The organism is Pseudoalteromonas sp. NFXS53 (assembly GCF_056629255.1).
On sequence record NZ_JBWVBR010000026.1, the window covers coordinates 1 to 20047 of the forward strand.

Sequence of the window (20047 nt, forward strand, 5' to 3'; positions counted from 1 at the left end):
AGGAGAGACTTGAACTCTCACATCCGAAGATACTGGAACCTAAATCCAGCGCGTCTACCAATTCCGCCACTTCCGCACTACAAGGTAGTTAGTTTTATAGTTGCTAATCAACTCTAAAAAGCATGGTGGCTATGCCCTGATTTGAACAGGGGACCCCATCATTATGAGTGATGTGCTCTAACCAGCTGAGCTACATAGCCATCTCTTTTTAGTGTGTCACCATCGCTGGTGCGGGGCGTATTATGCTGATATGCTCCAAACTCGTCAACACCTTTTTTGCAAAAAAGTTGTCATTAAAGTTCTTTTGCAGATTAATTGCGCGAAATGGCTGAATATGAACCATAAAAAGATAAAAAGTGAGCTGTTTTTAGAAAATAAAAAAAGGAGACATCAAGTCTCCTTTTTAAAACACTCAGTTAAAGCGATTAAACGTTGAACAGGAAGTTCATCACGTCGCCATCTTTAACAATGTATTCTTTACCTTCTTGGCGCATTTTACCTGCGTCTTTCGCACCGCTTTCGCCTTTGAATTCGATGTAATCATCAAAACCAATTGTTTGCGCACGAATAAAGCCACGTTCGAAGTCTGTGTGGATCTTACCAGCAGCTTGTGGCGCTGTTGCACCCACAGGGATAGTCCATGCACGTACTTCTTTTACACCAGCAGTGAAGTAAGTCTGTAATTTAAGTAGCTCGTAGCCACCACGGATCACAAGGTTAAGACCTGGCTCTTCAAGACCAAGATCAGCCATAAACTCTAACTTATCTTCTTCTTCTAGCTCTGAAAGCTCAGATTCAATTGCAGCACACACAGGGATCACAACTGCATCTTCATTTGCAGCAATCTCACGAACTTGCTCTAAGAATGGGTTATTTTCAAAACCATCTTCAGTAACGTTCGCAATATACATGGTTGGCTTAATTGTTAAGAAGTTAAGCGGCTTGATAGCAGCTAGTTCTTCTTTACTAAGCTCTAAAGAACGCAGTGTTAAGCCTTCATCTAAATGGGCTTTCACTTTTTCTAGTACTTCGTTCTGGAATTTAGCTTCTTTATCGCCGCCTTTCGCTTTTTTAGCATTACGTTGAGCAGCGCGATCCGCAGCTTCCATGTCAGCTAAAACAAGTTCAGTGTTGATAACATCAATATCATCAGCCGGGTTTACTTGGCCAGATACGTGAACAATGTTTTCATCTTCGAAACAACGAACAACATGACCAATGGCATCCGTTTCACGAATATTGGCAAGGAATTGGTTACCTAAACCTTCACCTTTTGACGCGCCTTTTACAAGACCCGCAATATCAACGAACTCCATGGTTGTTGCGATTGTTTTTTGAGGATTAACAATCTCAGCCAGTTGGTCTAAACGCGGATCTGGCACGGCAACAACGCCTGTGTTTGGTTCGATTGTACAAAACGGAAAGTTTGCGGCTTCAATTCCCGCTTTAGTTAATGCATTAAATAGGGTTGATTTACCAACGTTAGGTAAACCTACAATGCCACATTTAAAACCCATAATTTTGAACCTTCAGTTAATCAAATTGTTGCCGTAAGCGATTTTACGGCTTAAATGAATGTAGTCTGTTTTGTGCTTTTAACACACCGTCTTTTGCTAAAATTTCCATACAGCGAACAGCTTCATCAACCACAGCGTCGATTTTTTCTTGGTCGGCTTGAGGTGCTTTACCTAAAACCCAGCCTGTTACTTTATCTCTGTGACCAGGGTGACCAATACCAACACGTAAACGCATAAATTCTTTGTTATTGCCCATTTTAGCAATAATGTCTTTCAAGCCATTGTGACCACCGTGACCACCGCCTTTTTTGATTTTGGCGATCCCCGGTTCCATGTCCATTTCGTCATGGGCAACTAAAATATTTTCAGCTGGGATTTTATAAAAATTAGCAAGGCTTGATACCGCTTTACCACTTAAGTTCATATAAGTTGTCGGAATAAGCAGTTTGAATTCTTGGTTGTTGATTATCACTTTGCCAGTCAGGCCGTGATGTTTTGAATCAGGTTTGAGGATGCAATTGTAGCGTTTTGCCAGTTCTTCGATGAACCACGCTCCGGCATTGTGACGGGTTTGAGCATATTCGGGGCCTGGATTAGCCAGGCCCACAAGCATTTGAATAGTATTCAAGGTGCTAACACCTTAGAAATTATTCTGCAGCTTCTTCAGCTTCTTCTGAAGCAGCGCCTTTAGGAGCGTTTAAAGTAACAACTGCTTGGTCGTGACCTTCACCTTTAGCTAGTTCTACTGAAACAACACCTGCAGGTAGAGCTACGTCAGAAAGGTGTACAGTTGCACCTACTTCTAATGCAGCTACGTCTACTTCTACGAACTCAGGAAGTTGAGCTGGTAAACAAGTGATTTCGATTTCTGTTACGTGGTGAGCGATTGTGTTACCGCCTTTAGTTGCAGCTTCTTCGTTGATGAAGTGTACAGGAACCTTAGTGTGGATCTTGTGAGCAGCGTCAACACGTTGGAAGTCTAAGTGAGTTACTTTAGGCTTGAACGGGTGACGTTGGATGTCTTTAATGATCGCTTCAACAGACTTACCACCGATGTTTAGTGTAAGGATGTGAGTGTAGAAACCTTCATCTTCTTGCGCTTTGATTACTTTGTTGTGGTCAAGCGTTAAAGCAACTGCATCTTTACCAGCACCGTAAAGGATCGCTGGTACTTTATTAGCGTGACGTAGGCGGCGGCTCGCACCAGTACCTAAAACTTCGCGTACTTCTGCTTCTAAAGTGTATAATTCGTTAGACATGGATGTCTCCAAAATAAAAGTTAAATTAATGATTAGAGGACTCGCGACCAAATCCTCTACCTTAAAAAGGCGCGCTACTATACCACCGCTGGATGGTAAATTAAACAAAAAAAGCACCCGAAGGTGCTTTTTGTCAAAGTAGGCGTCGTTTAGTGTGTAAACATTGCCGAAATTGACTCTTCGTTGCTGATGCGGCGAATTGTTTCAGCCAGCATATCTGCAAGGGTCAATACTTTAATTTTATCGATTGAACGAAGCTCATCACTTAACGTGATTGAGTCAGTTACGATAACTTCATCAATAACAGAGTTGCGAAGGTTTTCTGCCGCAGCACCAGAAAGTACAGGGTGCGTTGCATAAGCAAATACGCGTTTAGCGCCATGCTCTTTAAGTGCTTCTGCTGCTTTACATAATGTACCACCTGTGTCGATCATGTCGTCAACGATGATACAGTCACGGCCTTCTACATCACCAATGATGTGCATAACTTGAGATACGTTTGCTTTCGGACGACGTTTGTCGATGATAGCAAGGTCTGTATCGTTCAGTAATTTTGCAATTGCACGAGCACGTACAACACCACCAATGTCTGGAGATACAACCACAACATCGTCAAATTCACGAGACTTCATGTCGTCAAGTAGCACAGGGCTACCAAACACGTTGTCTACAGGCACATCGAAGAAACCTTGAATTTGTTCTGCGTGCAGGTCTACAGTCAATACGCGGTCAACACCAACGCTTGAAAGGAAGTCTGCTACTACTTTAGCTGTGATTGGTACACGAGCTGAGCGAACACGACGGTCTTGACGCGCATAACCGAAGTAAGGGATAACAGCTGTAATACGACCTGCTGATGCACGACGCAAAGCGTCAACCATCACGATTAGTTCCATTAAGTTGTCGTTTGTAGGGGCACAGGTTGATTGAATAATGAAAACATCCGATCCACGTACATTTTCATTGATTTGAACACTGATCTCGCCGTCACTAAAACGACCAACAACAGCATCACCTAACTCGATGAATAAACGTTTCGCAATTTTTTGAGCTAACTCAGGCGTTGCGTTACCAGCGAAGAGCTTCATGTCAGGCACGGTAGGGTTCCTCAGGCACTGAAATTTTTTGGACTAACATGCAATGACGTTGTCAAAACAGGCTAACTTAAACAATTTTACTTCTACTCTTTAAGCCATGACGCTAACTGGCGATGGGCCAGTGATACAGCATGGCTTGGGGCGATAAACCCTTGCCAAGCATTGGGTAATTCAGAGAGTACACGCCGTGCGCTTTGCTCAGAGTCTAGCTCGACAAAACAACACGCTCCCGTCCCAGTCATTCTTGACGGGCCGTATTTTAGCAACCACTGCAGGGTCTTTTCAACCTCGGGGTAGAGCTTTTTAACCAGAGCTTCACAATCGTTAGTGGTATTTTCCATAAACCACTGACTGATTAGTTTAGGGGTGTTTCTTGGTAAATCAGGATGAGTGAAGACTTTTGCCGTACTGATATGCACGTTGGGGAACACCACACAATACCATTTGTGCTCAATCTCAACGGCATTGAGTTTTTCGCCAACGCCTTGTGCTATGGCAGTTTTACCATTGATGAAGACGGGTACATCGGCACCGAGTTTTAAGCCAATTTCAGCCAATGCTTGCAGGTCTAAGTGACATTGCCATAATGAATTTAGCGCCAATAAAGTGGTTGCTGCATCGGATGAGCCACCACCAACACCCCCGCCCATAGGCAAGCATTTTTTTAAGCCAATCGTTACGCCTTGGTTTATTTGCTTATATGGCAACAAAGCTTGAGCAGCTTTAAAGATTAGATTGTCTTCGGTTTTGATGTCATTGGTATCACCAACAATACTAATTTGGTTGTCATTCGTTAACTTGAACTCTAATTCGTCACCAAAATCTAAAAAGGTAAACAAGCTCTCTAATTCATGATAGCCGTCTTCCCGTTGATTATTGATGTGTAAAAACAGATTAAGTTTTGCTGGAGCCGTTAGAGTCAAGTTATTCATTATTAAACTGCCATGAATTGAGTTGAATTTTTATTCTTAATTTATCTTGGGTAAGCGAAATTCGTTTTGGTACCCAAAAGCCATCAACCATTTGATAGCTTTGATAGTCGATAAGCCATGTTTTACCTTGTTCATCTGTCCACTTTGCAGACTTAAGGCGTGATTGCGGATCATATTGATTATTGTCACTACGGATGGCACCGGTTAACCAAAGTGGTGCTTTTTCAAAAGGCAATTGAAATCCACTCAAGCGGGCAATCAATTCACTGCTGCTTTGATCAATATATTGCTCATCCTGATAGGCCATTTCACTGTGATTTTCATGCTCGACTAATTCGAGTAATTGTGTGCCAATAAAGCTAGATAAAATTAGATGTTGGCGACTTTCTTTCAGTTGCCAATTAAAGTTGACGGATTGCCGATCATCGGGCGCAATAAAGGCAACTTTACCACTGGCTTTCCAGTTTTTTTGTGCCTCTAATTGCGACCGCCAATCTGTCTGTGGCGCATCTTGCTCTGTTATTCGTTGGGCACAGCCACTGATAAATAAAAAAAACATGAGCAAAATCAAATGAATTTGTTTCAAATGTTGTTCCTTCCTTTCCATATTTGCAGGATGTTTGATAAAATTCTCGGCTTTCTAGCAGGGCTCGAGCAATTTATTGGTAGCTATGACCATTATCGCACTTGGTATTAATCACAAAACAGCATCAGTTGAATTACGCGAAAAAGTGGCGTTTTCACCTGAGCAATTATCAAACGCATTGTCGCAATTGGCGAGCTCTGAGCAGTTTAAAGAGACCGTGATTGTCTCGACCTGTAACCGAACTGAGCTGTATTGTAGCCTTGAGCATAGCAATTCCCAAGCGCTTCTCAAATGGTTAGCTGATTTTCACTGTATAGACACTGAACAACTTGAAGATAATGTCTACATTCATCAAAACCAAGACGCCATTAACCATTTAATGCGCGTAGCTTGTGGTTTGGATTCTTTAGTGCTCGGAGAACCTCAGATCCTTGGTCAGATCAAACAGTCTTACAACAGTGCAAAGCAGCATGACTGTGTGTTACCCACTTTTGAGCGTTTATTTCAAAAAACTTTTTCAGTCGCCAAGCAAGTAAGAACTGAAACCGATATTGGTGCCAGTGCTGTATCTGTTGCCTATGCGGCAGTTAATTTGGCTAAACACATTTACGGTCAACTAGATAAAACTAAAGTGCTGTTAATCGGTGCAGGTGAGACTATCGAGTTGGTAGCCAGACACTTATATCAACAGCACCCAAAAGCCATCACAGTTGCGAATAGAACAATTGAGCGTGCTAAAAACTTAGCTGAAGAAGTCGAAGCGGATGTGATTTCATTGGCGCAATTGCCAGAAAAACTGCATGACGCTGATATTGTCATCAGTTCAACGGCTAGTACGTTGCCTATCATCGGTAAAGGTATGGTTGAGCAAGCACTCAAACAACGCCGTTATAAGCCAATGTTGTTTGTTGATATTGCCGTGCCGCGAGATATTGAAAGCCAGGTAGGCGAGTTAGATGCGGCTTACCTTTACTCAGTTGATGATTTACAAGCCATCGTCAACGAAAACATGGCAAGCCGTGAGCAAGCGGCAGAGCAAGCGCAAGAAATCATACTGCAAAAAACCCATGAATTTGCCAAGTGGCAACGTTCACAAGGGTCGATTGATGTTATTCGACAGTATCGAGATTCGGCGCAAGAAGTAAAAACAGAATTAGTAGAAAAGGCTGTAAATCAGCTACAATCAGGCAAATCAGCCGAAAAAGTGTTGCTTGAATTGGCTAACAAGCTCACAAATCGTTTAACTCACGCACCAACACGGGCAATACAGGCCGCGGCGCAAGAGGGTGATATCGATAAATTGGCCGTGCTTAAACAAACATTAGGAATCGAGCAGGAAAAGTAAATTAATGAAAGAGTCTGTATATCGTAAATTAGAGACCTTAGCCGAGCGCTATGAAGAAGTGCAAGCGATGCTAAGTGATCCAGAAGTTATTGGCGATCAAAATCGTTTCCGTGCCTTATCAAAAGAATACTCAGAACTTGAAGACGTAGTTAAAGCGTTTGCTTCTTACCAGCAAGCCCAAGACGATGTGGCGACAGCTGAAGAAATGCTGAAGGACTCAGATCCTGATATGCGTGAGATGGCGCAAGAAGAATATAAAGAAGCAAAAGCAGCCATTGTAGCCCTTGAAGATGAACTACAAATTTTGATGCTGCCAAAAGATCCGAAAGATAACAACAATGTTTATCTTGAAGTTCGTGCAGGTACCGGTGGTGACGAAGCAGCAATTTTCGCTGGTGATTTATTCCGTATGTACAGCCGTTATGCTGAAACTCAAAAGTGGAAAGTTGAAGTGGTTAGCACCAACGAAGGTGAGCATGGTGGTTATAAAGAAGTGATCGCACATATCAGTGGTGAAGGTGTTTACGGTAAATTGAAGTTCGAATCAGGTGCGCACCGTGTTCAACGTGTGCCTGAAACTGAATCTCAAGGTCGTGTTCACACGTCGGCATGTACGGTAGCTGTGATGGCAGAAATACCTGAAGCTGAAGCGATTCAAATTAACCCTGCAGATTTAAAAGTAGATACCTTCCGTGCGTCAGGTGCCGGTGGTCAGCACGTTAACAAAACAGACTCTGCAATTCGTATCACGCACATTCCGACAGGTGTGGTTGTTGAATGTCAGGATGAGCGTTCTCAGCACAAAAACCGTGCTAAAGCGCTTTCTGTACTAGGTGCTCGTCTACAACAAGCTGAAGACGAGAAGCGTCAAGCAGCTGAGGCGTCTGAACGTCGTAACCTAGTAGGTAGTGGTGACCGTTCAGAGCGTATTCGTACTTACAACTACCCGCAAGGTCGTATTACTGATCACCGTATTAACCTAACACTTTACCGCCTGAATGAGATTGTAGCTGGTGAACTAGGTGCCGTGATTGATCCATTATTACTTGAGCACCAAGCTGACTTATTAGCAGCAATGGGTGACGAGTAATCGTGGCAAACCTAACCGTCGCCCAAGCAATCGCTTGGGCAACCCAAACTCTTCGTAATACCTCTGAATCACCTAAACTAGACGCTGAAGTTTTATTACTTTATGTGCTTGATAAACCCAAAAGCTATTTATTTACTTGGCCTGAAGCCGAACTTAATGATGTGCAATTGAGCATATTTGAGAAGCTTATCTCAGAGCGAGAAACAGGGCACCCTGTCGCTCATTTAGTCGGTGTGCGCGAGTTTTGGAGTTTAGAACTCGAAGTCAATAATTCTACGTTAATTCCTAGACCTGATACCGAGACCCTAGTTGAAAAAGCGCTTAGTTTAGATTTGCCTACCAATGCAAAAATGCTTGATTTGGGGACTGGCACCGGCGCCATTGCGTTATCGCTGGCATCAGAGCAGCCTAATTGGCAGGTCACTGCGGTCGATTATTCTGAGCAAGCCGTTGCGCTTGCAAAGAGAAACCAACAAAAACTCGCCTTAAATAATGTCACCGTTATGCAAAGCGATTGGTTCAGTGCTCTACCAAGCCAACAATTTGATCTTATTGTCAGTAATCCGCCGTATATTGATGAACTCGATGAGCATTTAAGCCAAGGTGATGTACGTTTTGAACCAAAAAGCGCATTAGTTGCACCGGATAATGGTATGGCTGATATTAAGCTAATCATAGAGCAAGCGCAGCAATATCTGGCACCGAACGGATATTTGCTGATTGAGCATGGTTATCAACAAGCGCTGTTATTACAAGAGTTTTTTGCACAAATGGCGTATAGCAATATACTTACTATAAAAGATATGGCAGGCTGTGATCGAGTAACCATGGCCCAGTGGCAAGGCAAGCGATAAAAACGCCCTGTGTATTAATAGGACCCCGCGTATGGATGATTTTTTGTTTTCAGATGAGCCGAACGATGTTGTTGAGCCCGATAGCAATGGCGTTTGGAAAGTAATTGTTGTCGACGATGAGCCTGAAGTTCATGCGGTGACAAAGCTTGCTTTAAGTGATTTTGAGTTTCAAAAGAAGCGTTTAGAGTTTATTAGTGCATACTCTGGTGAAGAAGCGCGTAAGGTGATCCAAGCACATCCAGACGCAGCAATTGTTTTACTTGATGTCGTGATGGAAACCGACGATGCGGGTTTACAAGTTGCTAAGTTCATTCGAGAAACCGCGAAAAACAATCATATTCGTATCATTTTAAGAACCGGTCAACCAGGCCAAGCGCCAGAAAGGCAGGTTATCGTTAATTACGACATTAATGACTATAAATCTAAGACTGAACTGACAGCACAAAAACTATTTACAGTTGTGATGTCTAGTCTGCGCTCTTACCGTGACATATTAGCCATAGAGCAGTCACGTCAGGGGCTAGAAAAGATCATTTGTGCTTCTCGAGATATTTTTTCTACCCATTCACTTGATCATTTTATTAAAGGTGTGGTTCAGCAGTTGACTTCTTTACTAGGCACTGTCGATGAAGCTATCTATGCAACATCACTCGTTGCTAGCAATGATTCAGCGCACAATGCAGATCAACTGGTGGTATTTACTGGACGAGGTGAGTTCGAATCTTGTGAAGGGAAACCAATCTCTGAAGTGTTAACCCAAGATCAGCTCCAAGCTTGCTCTACAGCATTGCAAGAAAAGAGCATAGTTTATAAAGATAATTATTTGTTCGCCTACTGCACCAGTGAGTTTAATCATAGCTCAATGTTATTTGTGTCTGGTATTCCTGACTTTCTAACTGATACACAAAAGCATTTAATTGAAATTTTTTCGCAAAATGTGCAACTAGCTTATGAGAATGTGCAACTGCAGGCTGAAGTTGAAGATACCCAACAAGAGCTAGTTTACAGGTTGAGTGAAGCGCTAGAACAACGCTCTACCGAAACAGGCAATCATGTAAAACGCGTTGCACATATTTGTTATGCCCTAGCTGAAGGGTATGGTTTACCAAGACGTGATGCAGAGTTAGTGCGTATGGCCTCGCCACTTCATGATGTTGGCAAAGTGGGTATTCCTGATGCGATTTTAAATAAGCCAGATAAGCTTGAAGAGCAAGAATGGCAAGTAATGCAAACTCATGCTGAAAAAGGCTATGAGATCTTAAAAGACTCGCGCCGTGAAATTGTCAATGCAGGGGCGATTATTGCTAAAGATCACCATGAAAAGTGGGATGGTTCAGGCTACCCAGCTGGTAAACAAGGTGAGAGTATTCATATTTATGGTCGAATTGTTGCTCTAGCCGATGTCTATGATGCACTTCGTCATAGACGTTGTTACAAGCCTGCTTGGGAGTTAGAGCAAGTTGTGGCCGAAATTAATAGTCAGAAAGGCAAGCATTTTGATCCTAAGCTCGTTGATGTGTTTAATAGTATTATTGACGACTTAGAGGCGATTTTAGTGAAGTATCCAGATAAGCAGAGTAGTTAATTAAATGGAATATATTGCAATCAAACATACTCATGTGATGTTCGCACTGTTGAGTATTATTTTGTTCTACACGAGAACTGTATCTCGTTTTATGTCGGGGAAACTCGCCAGTAATAAACTCGTTTTTATTGGTAGCCATATTATCGACACTTTATTATTGGTTTCTGCTGTCGCACTGTTAGTTGTTGCGAGTATGAATCCATTACAACAACCATGGCTGACTGAGAAAATTGTTTTAGTGGTTGCTTATATTGGTTTAGGCTTTGTGGTTGCTAAATCGACACAGTTTAAAACGCAGGTTATCGCACTGACAGCTGCAACTATCTCGCTACTTCTAATTGGCTATTTAGCGGGTAGTAAAGCGTCATTTTTACTTTAAGTTTCTTTGAGTAGGTTATGCCTACTCAACCTCTCCTCATTTTTGAAGCCGTATTACCCTTTCTAAATCAATTAACAAAAACTACTTCTATAAGGCGCTACATTAATTCCTATAAAAAATGTTAGACTAGCCGATTAATAAGTAAGAGTAATAGTTAAGGTCGTTGGTATTTATGACTGATATCTGGTTCGATGAACAAGACAGTAGTGCAGACTACATACCACAGCATACATTATTTAGATGCATCGACGCTGAGCGTCAGTGGGATGCGCAAATAAATCTAGAAGAGAGTTACTGCCAGCTTGCAGAACTTGAATTAGCTGTTGATCAATTATGTCGCGAACATACCGAAACACATACGTTGATCGATGCGCTTTTAGATGCTTTTTATACTCGTTGGTTATTCAGTGGCAGCAATCAAAGCGAAGTTGAGTACAAGTTAAATAGTGTTAACTATGTATTGAAAATGCGCACTGGCAATGCCACTTCTCTTGCTCTGATTTTGACGCATTTACTGCAACGTGCACAGCTAGATGTGAACATGGCATTTCACCAAGGTGATATCATGGTTCATATCGCTTTAAGTGCTGAAGAAGGGTATATCGTAGAGCCTTGCGGCGGCAACCAAACTTGGTATATCAATCCTGAAAACGACAGTAAAGACGAGGAGCCTTACGAGTTGTTGTTAGGTGATGAAGCATTTAAGCTGTATCTCGCTCAGCAGAAGTGGGCGTTTATCACAGCAGATAAGTTTGGTCATGCTTTAAGTTGCGTTGAACAGTTGATGGACTTACTCGGTGATGATCCATATGAACGCCGTGATAGAGGGTATCTACTCAACCAGATAAATTGCCCCAAATTAGCTAAAGCTGATTTACAGTTTTTTGTTGATGAATGCCCGGACGATCCAACGATTGAGATTATTCAGCATCAAATTGAAGAGTTACAAGACTACAATCATGTAGTGCACTAATAAGAATAAATAGCGGGCTATAATATTTATGCCAAGTTTAGTGTGGCTTTAAAGCATGCTCTACAGGCTCCATAATAGACACCTATTAGACATCTATTAGATTTCTATTATTAAAAGAATTAGGAAAATTATGAACACGCAAATCGTAAAAGTTGCAGATATCGAAGTGGCAAACGACAAACCGTTTGTATTATTTGGTGGTATGAATGTGTTGGAATCACGTGATCTAGCAATGCAAATTGCTGAGCACTATGTTGAAGTAACCAGCAAGCTAAACATTCCTTACGTATTTAAAGCGTCTTTTGATAAAGCTAACCGCTCTTCAATTAACTCTTACCGTGGTCCAGGTATGGAAGAAGGTTTAAAGATTTTCGAAGAGATTAAAAATACCTTCAATGTCCCTGTGATCACCGATGTGCACGAACCATTTCAAGCAGCCCCAGTTGCTGAAGTGGCTGATATTATCCAGCTTCCTGCGTTTTTAGCACGTCAAACTGATTTAGTGGTGGCGATGGCAAAAACTGGCGCTGTGATTAATGTGAAAAAACCACAATTCTTAGCGCCACATGAAATGCGTCATATCATCAAAAAGCTGAATGATGCGGGTAACGACCAAGTTATTTTATGTGAGCGTGGAAGTAGCTTTGGTTACAACAATCTAGTGGTTGATATGCTGGGCATGGATGACATGAAGCACATGGCACCAGTAATGTTCGATGCAACACACGCGTTACAACGCCCTGGTGGTCGTTCTGATTCTGCCGATGGTCGCCGTGCTCAAGCAACCGAGTTAGCACGCAGTGGTATGGCATTGGGCCTAGCTGGCTTATTTATTGAAGCACACCCAAATCCAAACGAAGCTAAGTGTGACGGCCCTTGTGCATTACCACTGGCTAAGTTAGAAGGCTACTTAAAGCAAATGAAAGCGGTGGACGATTTAGTGAAAAGCTTCGAACCACTAGATACAAGCGCAGCCGACTTATAATAAATATAAAAGAGCAGCAAATTTGCTGCTCTTTAGTTTGGTTTAAAGAATTATGTCTAGAAGACTCCCGCCATTAAACGCCCTAAAAGCTTTTGAAGCTGCGGCACGTAATTTGAGCTTTACCAAAGCCGCAGAAGAATTGTTTGTTACACAAGCTGCTGTCAGTCACCAAATAAAAACCCTTGAAGAGCATTTAGGGTTAAAACTTTTTTTAAGAAAAAACCGCTCTTTGCTCCTGACCGAAGAAGGGCAGGGTTATTACTTAGACATAAAAGAAATTTTTAATCAGCTCGTTGATGCCACTGATAGGCTGTTGGCGCGAGGCGCAAAAGGGTCATTGACGGTGTGTTTAACACCAAGCTTTGCGATTCAATGGTTGGTACCTCGATTAAGTAAGTTCCATGAGCTTCATCCTGAAATTGATGTGCGAATAAAAGCCCAAGACGATGAAGAAAACTCGTTAACTGATGACGTAGACGTGGCTATTTACTATGGCCGTGGTAACTGGAACGGGGTAGAGGCCTATCAGCTTCACAAAGAATATTTGGTGCCTTTATGTAGTCCTTTTCTACTAACCGGTCCCAAGCCGCTCCATGCACCATCAGATTTAAGCCAGCACACTTTACTGCATGATACCTCTCGTAGACCTTGGAAAGCGTGGATGAAAACCGCTGGGGTACGTGATGTACCAGTGAATCAAGGGCCTATTTTTAGCCACTCATCAATGGTGTTACAAGCTGCAATCCACGGTCAAGGTGTTGCATTAGGTAATAGTGTATTAGCAAAACCTGATTTAGATGCGGGCCGCTTAGTCGTTCCATTTAGTCATAGTTTAGAAAGTAAAAACGCGTTTTATCTTGTGGTTAGAGAGGCGCAAGCTGAGTTAGGTAAAATTGTCTCGTTTAAAGAGTGGATGCTCAGTATGGTTGAAAAAGAGGAGCAAGAATGATCCAATGGATTAAAGCTGATAACCCCAAAGCACAATTTATTTTTGCCCATGGAGCGGGGGCCGGTAGCGACTCTGAGTTTATGCAAGATATGGCTAATAAGCTGGCTGAGCATGGTATTCAGGTTGGCTTATTCGACTTTGAATATATGCAAGTTGCTAAGCAAACAGGTAAACGTCGCCCGCCTGATAGAGCCCCTAAGTTACTCGCCTATTTCAACAAAGTATTAGCATCAGTCGATGCTGATTTACCTCTATTTATCGGTGGCAAATCAATGGGCGGCAGAATGGCCTCATTGTTAGTGACAGAGCACCCTTTAGCTGTAAAAGGCGTGATTGCTATGGGTTATCCGTTTCACCCACCAGGCAAACCTGAAAAATTGAGAACGGAGCATTTTGCTGATATTCCTTGCCCGTTTTTAGTGCTGCAAGGTGAGCGAGATACCTTTGGTACACAAGCTGAACTAGCGCAAATGTCATTTGCTAAAGCGCCGACGTTTCAATTTTTTGCCGATGGCGATCATTCACTAAAACCACGCAAGAAAAGTGGCTTTAGTGAAGAAGCACATCGTCTGGACGCTGCAAAAGCCACCGCAGAATTTATAGAGCAACACCTGAATGACTAAACTATTTTTATTGATAGGCAGTGCATATTGCATGTTATCGGTGGTGCTAGGCGCTTTTGCCGCTCATGGCTTAAAAAAACATGCCTCTGAGTATGCGGTCGATATTTTTAAAACCGCTGCCGAGTACCAAATGTTTCATGGTTTAGCCTTGATATTAGTGGCGATGCTGATTAAACAAGGTTTAAAACTGAATGCTTCAGGTTGGTTATTTACCTTTGGCACCATTTTATTCAGTGGCAGCTTATATTTGCTGGCGCTGACCGAATGGCGCTTTTTAGGCCCGATCACGCCAATTGGCGGCGTGTGCTTCATTTTAGGTTGGTTGCTTTTGATGATTAAAGCAGCCAAACATAAGTTTTAATTAAAGAGATTTGAGAACACCTATGTCGAGTGTTGTGATTTATTGTCGTAGTGGCTTTGAAAGTGATGCCGCAGCTGAAATTAACCATCATGCAGCCTTACAAGGCGTTGCGGGCTATGTCAAAGCCAAACCAAATACCGGTTATGTGAGTTTTGAAACCTATGCAGCAAGCGATGCCGAATTGCTCATTAAGAAAATCGACTTTCAAAGCTTGGTATTCGCAAGACAGTGGTTTGCAGGTGTCTTTGTCAGCAAGATGTCGATAGAAGATCGCGTCAGCGAAGTAAAAGCCGTGGTGGCTGATTTTCCATTATGTGGTGAGTTGCGTGTTGAAACCCCAGATACCAATGAGGGCAAAGAGCTTTCAAAATTCTGTAAGAAGTTTTCAACGCCACTTGCGAAAAGCCTAGAAAAGCAAAATAAGCTGACTCGTGCAGTGAAGAAGAATCGTCCTGTGTTACATGTGATGTTTTTAGCAAACGATACGGCATTTGTGGGTTACTCTTTCCCAAGTAATAACTCGCCTTTCTTTATGGGTATTCCGCGTCTGCGTATGCCAAGTGATGCGCCGAGTCGCTCAACGTTAAAATTAGACGAAGCCTTTCACGTTTTTGTGCCGCCAGAAGAAATGGAACAACGTGTTCAACCTGGTATGCGTGCCGTAGATTTAGGTGCGTGCCCGGGCGGTTGGACCTACCAACTTGTGCGCCGAGGCATGTTTGTCGCAGCCATAGATAACGGGCCGATGAATCAGAACTTAATGGATTCTGGTCAGGTGAAGCACTTCAGAGAGGACGGCTTTAAGTACTTACCAGAAAAGCGCAATAACACCTGGTTAGTATGCGATATGGTAGAGAAGCCAAAGAAAGTAACAAACCTAATGTTAGATTGGATGGTGAATGGTTTTGCTAGCGAATTAATCTTTAACTTAAAGCTACCCATGAAGAAACGCTTTGAAGAGGTATATCAGTGCCTAGAGCTAATTCGTGAAGAGTTACCTAAGTACGAGATTGAATATACGTTACAAGCTAAACATTTATACCATGACCGTGAAGAGATCACAGTACAAGTGCAAATACACAAGATCCCACAAAAACTGTTCAGTTAACGTTTAAAACTAAAAATAATAAAGCCCTGACTTATTCAAGTTCAGGGCTTTTTTGTACTTGAAGATCAGGTTATTTTAGCGCGAGATATACTCTTGCGCTGTCATAGCAAAGTACTCAACCTGAGAATGTAAAATATGAGTGGGGTTCGGGTCGACCACTTCCACCGAAATGTTGTTATGGCGGGCAATCTCTAATGCCATATTGGTGATATTGACGCTAAACGAAGTCCCCATAAATACCATTTTCTCAGCGTCTAGCATCTGCTGTTGCGCTCGGCTGATTTCATATAACTCAGTGTAGTATTCATCAAACAGCAGCACATAAGGCTTTAATGATTCATTCAAAATTGGTCCATGTTTACCTATTTTAAATAACTCAAGTAGCGAGCTTTCTAGGTTTTCTTCATCCACCTCATCCCAAGGGGCTTTAATACGCTCAACCTCATCGCCTTGGTGATGAAATAAAGTGACTTCATCCAATCGACCGTGAATTGAAATGTAATCAGGATTACCGGCTTTACCGTCTAAGCCATCGATGTTTTGTGTGATCAAGGTTTTGTCTGCAAGCCAATGATGCACCTTATTAGGTCCGTGGTGGCGGTAAGTGGCAAAGCGATTGTAATACCATTTTAAAAACTCACCAGGGTTGTGCATATACATATCGCGCGTTGCCATTTGCTGTGGTGTATAGTTGCGACTACCAATCGTCCAAAAACCATCTTCACCACGAAAGGTGGGAATACCACTTTCAGCACTGACGCCTGCGCCAGTGATGTATAAAGTTTTGTCAGTCTTCGTCATTTGGTTTACTCCTAAAGTGCTGACAGCAAGTTGCTGTAATCATCGCGCCAAATAAATGTTGGCTTTTGATTTGGCCAAGGGCTCTGAAGGTGCTTAAAGCTTGCAATTGCCTGCTCATCAAAGGTTAAAGTGACCCAGTGTGTGTTGTGCTCATGCGCTTGCTTGGCTTTTGTTTCAAAGAAATGCACTTTGAGTTTCAGCTCGTCAGCCAGGCCGCGCATGAGGGGCGTGAGATCTAAATGACTATTAGAGATATGTATTGCTAAAACACCATTTTCCTTAAGCTGCGATAAGTATAACTGCATGGCTTCAAGCGTTAACAAGTGCATAGGAATGGCATCGCCACTAAACGCATCTAAGACAAGGGCGTCAAATCGGTTTGCTTGGCCTTGCTCTTTTTGTTTTTGAAGCTGCACGCGACCATCACCAACCACATATTCAACCTGTGCTTTGCTGTTATTTAAGTAGCTAAAGTGGCTTTGTGCAGTTGCCACAACATTTGGGTTTAGCTCGTAAAACGTATAGTTATCACGATGCTTACCGTATGCTGCCAGTGTACCGGCTCCTAAGCCGATAAAGCCCACTTGTGCACCATTGACTTGACTATTGAGTAGTTGAGCCACCGCTGTTTCAAAGCGGTAGTAACTTTGTGGCTGACCTTGTAAGTAAGTGGGTTCAATGATCTCAGTACCATGAGAAGTGGTGCCATCAATTAAGCGACGCTCCATTTGCCCATTGATAGAAACTTCTTTGACTGATAATAAGCCATAAAAGTTACGCAACCTCAATGTGTCATGGTTGGTAAATTGACTGTTTAGCCAGATAAAAGTCGGGGCAAGTAATACCAGCACGCCGCCTGCCACAAGCACCATATTACGGCTTTTTGCAAACTGCTCTGTACTTATTAAAGAATAAATGAAAAGCGCCAAAACAAGGCCTAAAGCCAGAGGGTACTCATAAAACAAAGTAAATATCTCAGGCGCGATGAAAGTAATTGCTGCAGTGCCTAAAGCCCCACCTAAAGACATCATTAAATAAAACTGCGTCAGTTTAGACTGGTGTGGTTTGGTCTTCTCAAGCTCACCATGGCAGATCATGCAGGCACTGAATAACACGGTTGAATAGAGCACAATTTGACTGAGTAAATCGAGTTGGCTGCCAATAAAGAACAGCATCAAGCCAATGAAACTACTGAATGCGAATACCGCTAGCCAAAACCTGCGCTGGTAAACCTTAGCCGAGTGGAAGCATAAAATGAACGTCAGTAAATAGAGCGATAAAGGTAACAGCCATAAAAAAGGAATAGGCGATACATTTTGTGTCATTGCGCTGGTGGTTGCCGTTAATATGATCACACCACAGGCACTGAGCAATAGCCATAAAGGCAGACGCTTATCTAATGATGTAGCGATTTCATCTGATTGCGCCGCCTGAGTGTAATTGTTTTGTTTAAGTGCTAAGCCAATAAAACCTGCAAATAATAAGACAAACACGCCATAAACAAGGCTCCAAGCCCAAGACTGTGCAGACAGTGTTAACCAAGGTTCAAATACAAACGGGTAACTGAGTAGCGCTAAAAAAGAGCCAATATTTGAGTAACTATAGAGTTTATATACTTTGCTGTTAAGAGATTGAGACTGCCAACTTTGTAATAGCGGCGAAGTTGCAGCCAGCACAAAATAAGGTAGACCTACGCTCAGTGCAAGTTTAACTAACAATGCGAACTCTGGAGAAGCTTGTTCCTTAATATCACTATCAGATAGACCTAAAGGTAAAGCGAGCAAGCTAACGAGTAAGAGACTCAAGTGCACAATTTGCTGTTTTTTTATATCAAGAAATTTAACCAATAGGTGTGCATAGCAATAGCCAGCGAGTAAAAAGGTTTGAAAAAACAGTAAGCAGGTTGTCCAGATTTGTGCACCACCACCAAACACGGGCAGCAAAGATTTAGCTAACAAGGGCTGAACTTGAAACAACAAAAACGCACTTATAAAGATCACGACAGTGGCGAGCATGCAGAGCCTTTTCTCTTTGGAAAATTAATTACTGCGCACTTTAGAGTGTTACCCATATAGATGCAAATTCACGGCTTGTTTAATCAAAGTTATTAAATTAATCAACGGTAGATATTGTTATTTTATCTCATTTTCTTAAACAGGAACTTTAATGCGGATATGATATAAGGTAACATTTGTATTGTTATATTATCTCTCTGGTGTTTTAGATGAAGTTAAAATTATTAAGCAGTGCAATTTTATTAGCCATGTTAAGTGGCTGTGGTAATAGCAGTAAAGTTGAAGAAATTACGCCGACTGAACAAGTCGAGCAGGGTTCTGGTGAAGGTTCGGGCGAAAGCTCAGGTAGCGATCATGACCATGAAATCGAATATCCACTTGGTCGACTTGCCGTTTCATTTGCTGATGAAAGTGATGTATCAGTTTATGATCTTACAAGCAATGAACTATTAGAAACAGTTACTTTAACTAACCCAGTTTCTGCACTTTATGCGAGCCCAGAAGGTCGCTACGTGGTTGCTATTCAACGTAATGATAATCATGTTGAATTTATTGATGGCGGTATTTTCTTAGAAGCCCATGGTGATCACTTTCATTTAGAACAAGAAGATGTTCAGGCGGTGAGCTTTGAATTAGCAGAAACAAAACCAACACATTATGTACCAGGTGGTGAGCATGCATTGGTATTCTTTGACGGTGATAAAGACACTCAAGCAGATGCAGGTTTTGCGTTAATTTCAGATGAAGGCATTGCTGAAGCAAAAACCGATGCTCATCATGAATTTAATACTTTCATGCATGGTACCGGTGAAATTCGCGGTGAGTATGTGATTTCTACACTGCGTGATACAGAGGTTGAAAACTCATTACCTAACCGAATCGCTTTATTTGAAAAGCATGGCGACCACTTCCATCAAGAGCAAGAGTTCGAACATAAGTGCCCTGGGCTTCATGGTAGCGTGCAAACAGAAGAGTTTGTTGCTTTTGGTTGTTCAGATGGCATCGTTGCAATTGAAGAAGCATCAGAAATATTTACCTCTAAGCACATTGCTTATCCTGAAGGTTTCCCTGAAGGCAATCGCATAGGTAAATTTATCGGCCACCCTGAGAACCACACTGTCATTGGTTTATCTCGCTTAGGTCCTTATTCAGTAAACTTAGAGACAGGTGAAATCAAAGCTTTTGCATGGCAACCAGAAGGTGTTGAAAAGTATCTTGCATACGCAGGTAATGCTAAGACAGGTAATGCATTAGTGCTAGATGATCAAGGTTACTTAAATATTTTCCATGGCGAACACGACTGGGAAAATGAAGTGCGCATTCAAGTTTTAGAAGAAATTGAAGAAGGTGCTACTGCTAAGATCATTGCAAACATGGCGCACCACATTGTGTACGTCGCTTATGGTGAGCACCTTTATGCAGTAGATACTGAAGCAAAAACAAGCACTGAAATTCAGCACTTTGATAAGCCAATCGCGAACCTTACTTGGGTAGGTGCGTTTGAAGCTGAAGAACATGATCACGAGCATGATCACTAATAAAGCTTATTGTTTAACAGACTCCCACTAAAAATGGCGACCAGTAGGTC

General features: G+C 42.2%; 20 protein-coding genes and 1 tRNA gene. 12 read left to right on the forward strand and 9 right to left on the reverse strand.

Features of this window, described 5'->3' with window-relative positions:
- Nucleotides 1-123 precede the first annotated feature (123 nt).
- The 7 genes from AC1HJP_RS19780 to lolB form a co-directional block, all read right to left on the reverse strand.
- Nucleotides 124-200, reverse strand: a tRNA-Met gene (locus AC1HJP_RS19780).
- 225 nt (nt 201-425) lie between these two features.
- Entirely contained in the window at nt 426-1517 is a 1092-nt protein-coding gene (gene ychF / locus AC1HJP_RS19785; protein WP_058030811.1) for a redox-regulated ATPase YchF, read from the reverse strand.
- Nucleotides 1518-1560: 43 nt separating this feature from the next.
- A complete protein-coding gene (pth, locus tag AC1HJP_RS19790) occupies nt 1561-2145 on the reverse strand; it encodes an aminoacyl-tRNA hydrolase (RefSeq protein WP_058030810.1) in 585 nt (194 codons plus the stop codon).
- Nucleotides 2146-2164: 19 nt separating this feature from the next.
- Nucleotides 2165-2776: a 50S ribosomal protein L25/general stress protein Ctc gene (locus tag AC1HJP_RS19795; RefSeq protein WP_480363244.1), complete on the reverse strand. Its 612-nt coding sequence runs from the start codon at nt 2774-2776 to the stop codon at nt 2165-2167.
- Between the two features lie 149 nt (nt 2777-2925).
- Nucleotides 2926-3873 (reverse strand): ribose-phosphate pyrophosphokinase, encoded by a 948-nt coding sequence (locus AC1HJP_RS19800; RefSeq protein WP_058030808.1) that lies wholly within the window; start codon nt 3871-3873, stop codon nt 2926-2928.
- A gap of 83 nt (nt 3874-3956) precedes the next feature.
- Nucleotides 3957-4805, reverse strand: a complete 849-nt coding sequence (gene ispE, locus AC1HJP_RS19805; protein ID WP_480363245.1) for a 4-(cytidine 5'-diphospho)-2-C-methyl-D-erythritol kinase — start codon at nt 4803-4805, stop codon at nt 3957-3959.
- Nucleotides 4798-5391, reverse strand: coding sequence for a lipoprotein insertase outer membrane protein LolB (lolB, locus tag AC1HJP_RS19810; RefSeq protein WP_480363246.1), 594 nt, complete (start codon nt 5389-5391; stop codon nt 4798-4800). Before lolB ends, ispE begins: the two co-directional genes overlap by 8 nt.
- Nucleotides 5392-5476: 85 nt before the next feature.
- Here lolB and hemA point away from each other — a divergent pair, with 85 nt between their 5' ends.
- From hemA to rlmM, 11 genes are all read left to right on the forward strand, one after another.
- Nucleotides 5477-6736: a glutamyl-tRNA reductase gene (hemA, locus tag AC1HJP_RS19815; RefSeq protein WP_058030805.1), complete on the forward strand. Its 1260-nt coding sequence runs from the start codon at nt 5477-5479 to the stop codon at nt 6734-6736.
- Between the two features lie 4 nt (nt 6737-6740).
- A complete protein-coding gene (prfA, locus tag AC1HJP_RS19820; protein WP_058030804.1) occupies nt 6741-7826 on the forward strand; it encodes a peptide chain release factor 1 in 1086 nt (361 codons plus the stop codon).
- 2 nt (nt 7827-7828) lie between these two features.
- Nucleotides 7829-8680, forward strand: coding sequence for a peptide chain release factor N(5)-glutamine methyltransferase (prmC, locus tag AC1HJP_RS19825; RefSeq protein ID WP_480363247.1), 852 nt, complete (start codon nt 7829-7831; stop codon nt 8678-8680).
- A 31-nt stretch (nt 8681-8711) separates the two neighbouring features.
- Nucleotides 8712-10265 carry a DUF3369 domain-containing protein gene (locus tag AC1HJP_RS19830; protein ID WP_480363248.1) on the forward strand — a complete coding sequence of 518 codons (1554 nt, stop codon included), beginning with the start codon at nt 8712-8714 and terminating at the stop codon, nt 10263-10265.
- Nucleotides 10266-10269: 4 nt separating this feature from the next.
- Nucleotides 10270-10644: a SirB2 family protein gene (locus tag AC1HJP_RS19835; protein WP_138480356.1), complete on the forward strand. Its 375-nt coding sequence runs from the start codon at nt 10270-10272 to the stop codon at nt 10642-10644.
- Nucleotides 10645-10816: 172 nt separating this feature from the next.
- Nucleotides 10817-11617 carry a tetratricopeptide repeat protein gene (locus AC1HJP_RS19840; RefSeq protein WP_480363249.1) on the forward strand — a complete coding sequence of 267 codons (801 nt, stop codon included), beginning with the start codon at nt 10817-10819 and terminating at the stop codon, nt 11615-11617.
- Nucleotides 11618-11747: 130 nt separating this feature from the next.
- The gene (gene kdsA, locus AC1HJP_RS19845; RefSeq protein WP_480363250.1) at nt 11748-12602 is read left to right on the forward strand and encodes a 3-deoxy-8-phosphooctulonate synthase; all 855 of its coding nucleotides are present in this window, start codon (nt 11748-11750) and stop codon (nt 12600-12602) included.
- A gap of 52 nt (nt 12603-12654) precedes the next feature.
- Complete coding sequence (locus tag AC1HJP_RS19850) at nt 12655-13551, forward strand: transcriptional regulator GcvA (RefSeq protein ID WP_480363251.1); 897 nt, start codon at nt 12655-12657, stop codon at nt 13549-13551.
- Entirely contained in the window at nt 13548-14174 is a 627-nt protein-coding gene (locus AC1HJP_RS19855) for an alpha/beta fold hydrolase (RefSeq protein WP_480363252.1), read from the forward strand. Before AC1HJP_RS19850 ends, AC1HJP_RS19855 begins: the two co-directional genes overlap by 4 nt.
- The gene (locus AC1HJP_RS19860) at nt 14167-14535 is read left to right on the forward strand and encodes a DUF423 domain-containing protein (protein ID WP_480363253.1); all 369 of its coding nucleotides are present in this window, start codon (nt 14167-14169) and stop codon (nt 14533-14535) included. Before AC1HJP_RS19855 ends, AC1HJP_RS19860 begins: the two co-directional genes overlap by 8 nt.
- A gap of 22 nt (nt 14536-14557) precedes the next feature.
- Nucleotides 14558-15643 (forward strand): 23S rRNA (cytidine(2498)-2'-O)-methyltransferase RlmM, encoded by a 1086-nt coding sequence (gene rlmM / locus AC1HJP_RS19865; protein WP_138480368.1) that lies wholly within the window; start codon nt 14558-14560, stop codon nt 15641-15643.
- A gap of 75 nt (nt 15644-15718) precedes the next feature.
- Here the strand turns inward: rlmM and AC1HJP_RS19870 are convergent, their stop codons facing one another.
- Entirely contained in the window at nt 15719-16444 is a 726-nt protein-coding gene (locus AC1HJP_RS19870) for an SIR2 family NAD-dependent protein deacylase (RefSeq protein WP_480363254.1), read from the reverse strand.
- An 11-nt stretch (nt 16445-16455) separates the two neighbouring features.
- The gene (locus tag AC1HJP_RS19875) at nt 16456-18459 is read right to left on the reverse strand and encodes a spermidine synthase (protein ID WP_480363255.1); all 2004 of its coding nucleotides are present in this window, start codon (nt 18457-18459) and stop codon (nt 16456-16458) included.
- Nucleotides 18460-18668: 209 nt separating this feature from the next.
- Between AC1HJP_RS19875 and AC1HJP_RS19880 the strand changes: the two genes are divergently transcribed.
- Nucleotides 18669-19997 (forward strand): hypothetical protein, encoded by a 1329-nt coding sequence (locus AC1HJP_RS19880; RefSeq protein WP_480363256.1) that lies wholly within the window; start codon nt 18669-18671, stop codon nt 19995-19997.
- Nucleotides 19998-20047: the final 50 nt, after the last annotated feature.

What these genes read in the sequence shown, in the direction of transcription:
- AC1HJP_RS19850 (WP_480363251.1), top strand. Translation starts at nt 12,655, where the DNA reads ATGTCTAGAAGACTCCCGCCATTAAACGCCCTAAAAGCTTTTGAAGCT.
- AC1HJP_RS19880 (WP_480363256.1), top strand. Translation starts at nt 18,669, where the DNA reads ATGAAGTTAAAATTATTAAGCAGTGCAATTTTATTAGCCATGTTAAGT.
- AC1HJP_RS19855 (WP_480363252.1), top strand. Translation starts at nt 13,548, where the DNA reads ATGATCCAATGGATTAAAGCTGATAACCCCAAAGCACAATTTATTTTT.
- AC1HJP_RS19795 (WP_480363244.1), bottom strand. Translation starts at nt 2,776, where the DNA reads ATGTCTAACGAATTATACACTTTAGAAGCAGAAGTACGCGAAGTTTTA.
- AC1HJP_RS19860 (WP_480363253.1), top strand. Translation starts at nt 14,167, where the DNA reads ATGACTAAACTATTTTTATTGATAGGCAGTGCATATTGCATGTTATCG.
- AC1HJP_RS19875 (WP_480363255.1), bottom strand. Translation starts at nt 18,459, where the DNA reads ATGCTCGCCACTGTCGTGATCTTTATAAGTGCGTTTTTGTTGTTTCAA.
- kdsA (WP_480363250.1), top strand. Translation starts at nt 11,748, where the DNA reads ATGAACACGCAAATCGTAAAAGTTGCAGATATCGAAGTGGCAAACGAC.
- ychF (WP_058030811.1), bottom strand. Translation starts at nt 1,517, where the DNA reads ATGGGTTTTAAATGTGGCATTGTAGGTTTACCTAACGTTGGTAAATCA.
- AC1HJP_RS19870 (WP_480363254.1), bottom strand. Translation starts at nt 16,444, where the DNA reads ATGACGAAGACTGACAAAACTTTATACATCACTGGCGCAGGCGTCAGT.
- ispE (WP_480363245.1), bottom strand. Translation starts at nt 4,805, where the DNA reads ATGAATAACTTGACTCTAACGGCTCCAGCAAAACTTAATCTGTTTTTA.
- hemA (WP_058030805.1), top strand. Translation starts at nt 5,477, where the DNA reads ATGACCATTATCGCACTTGGTATTAATCACAAAACAGCATCAGTTGAA.
- AC1HJP_RS19840 (WP_480363249.1), top strand. Translation starts at nt 10,817, where the DNA reads ATGACTGATATCTGGTTCGATGAACAAGACAGTAGTGCAGACTACATA.
- prfA (WP_058030804.1), top strand. Translation starts at nt 6,741, where the DNA reads ATGAAAGAGTCTGTATATCGTAAATTAGAGACCTTAGCCGAGCGCTAT.
- AC1HJP_RS19835 (WP_138480356.1), top strand. Translation starts at nt 10,270, where the DNA reads ATGGAATATATTGCAATCAAACATACTCATGTGATGTTCGCACTGTTG.
- AC1HJP_RS19830 (WP_480363248.1), top strand. Translation starts at nt 8,712, where the DNA reads ATGGATGATTTTTTGTTTTCAGATGAGCCGAACGATGTTGTTGAGCCC.
- rlmM (WP_138480368.1), top strand. Translation starts at nt 14,558, where the DNA reads ATGTCGAGTGTTGTGATTTATTGTCGTAGTGGCTTTGAAAGTGATGCC.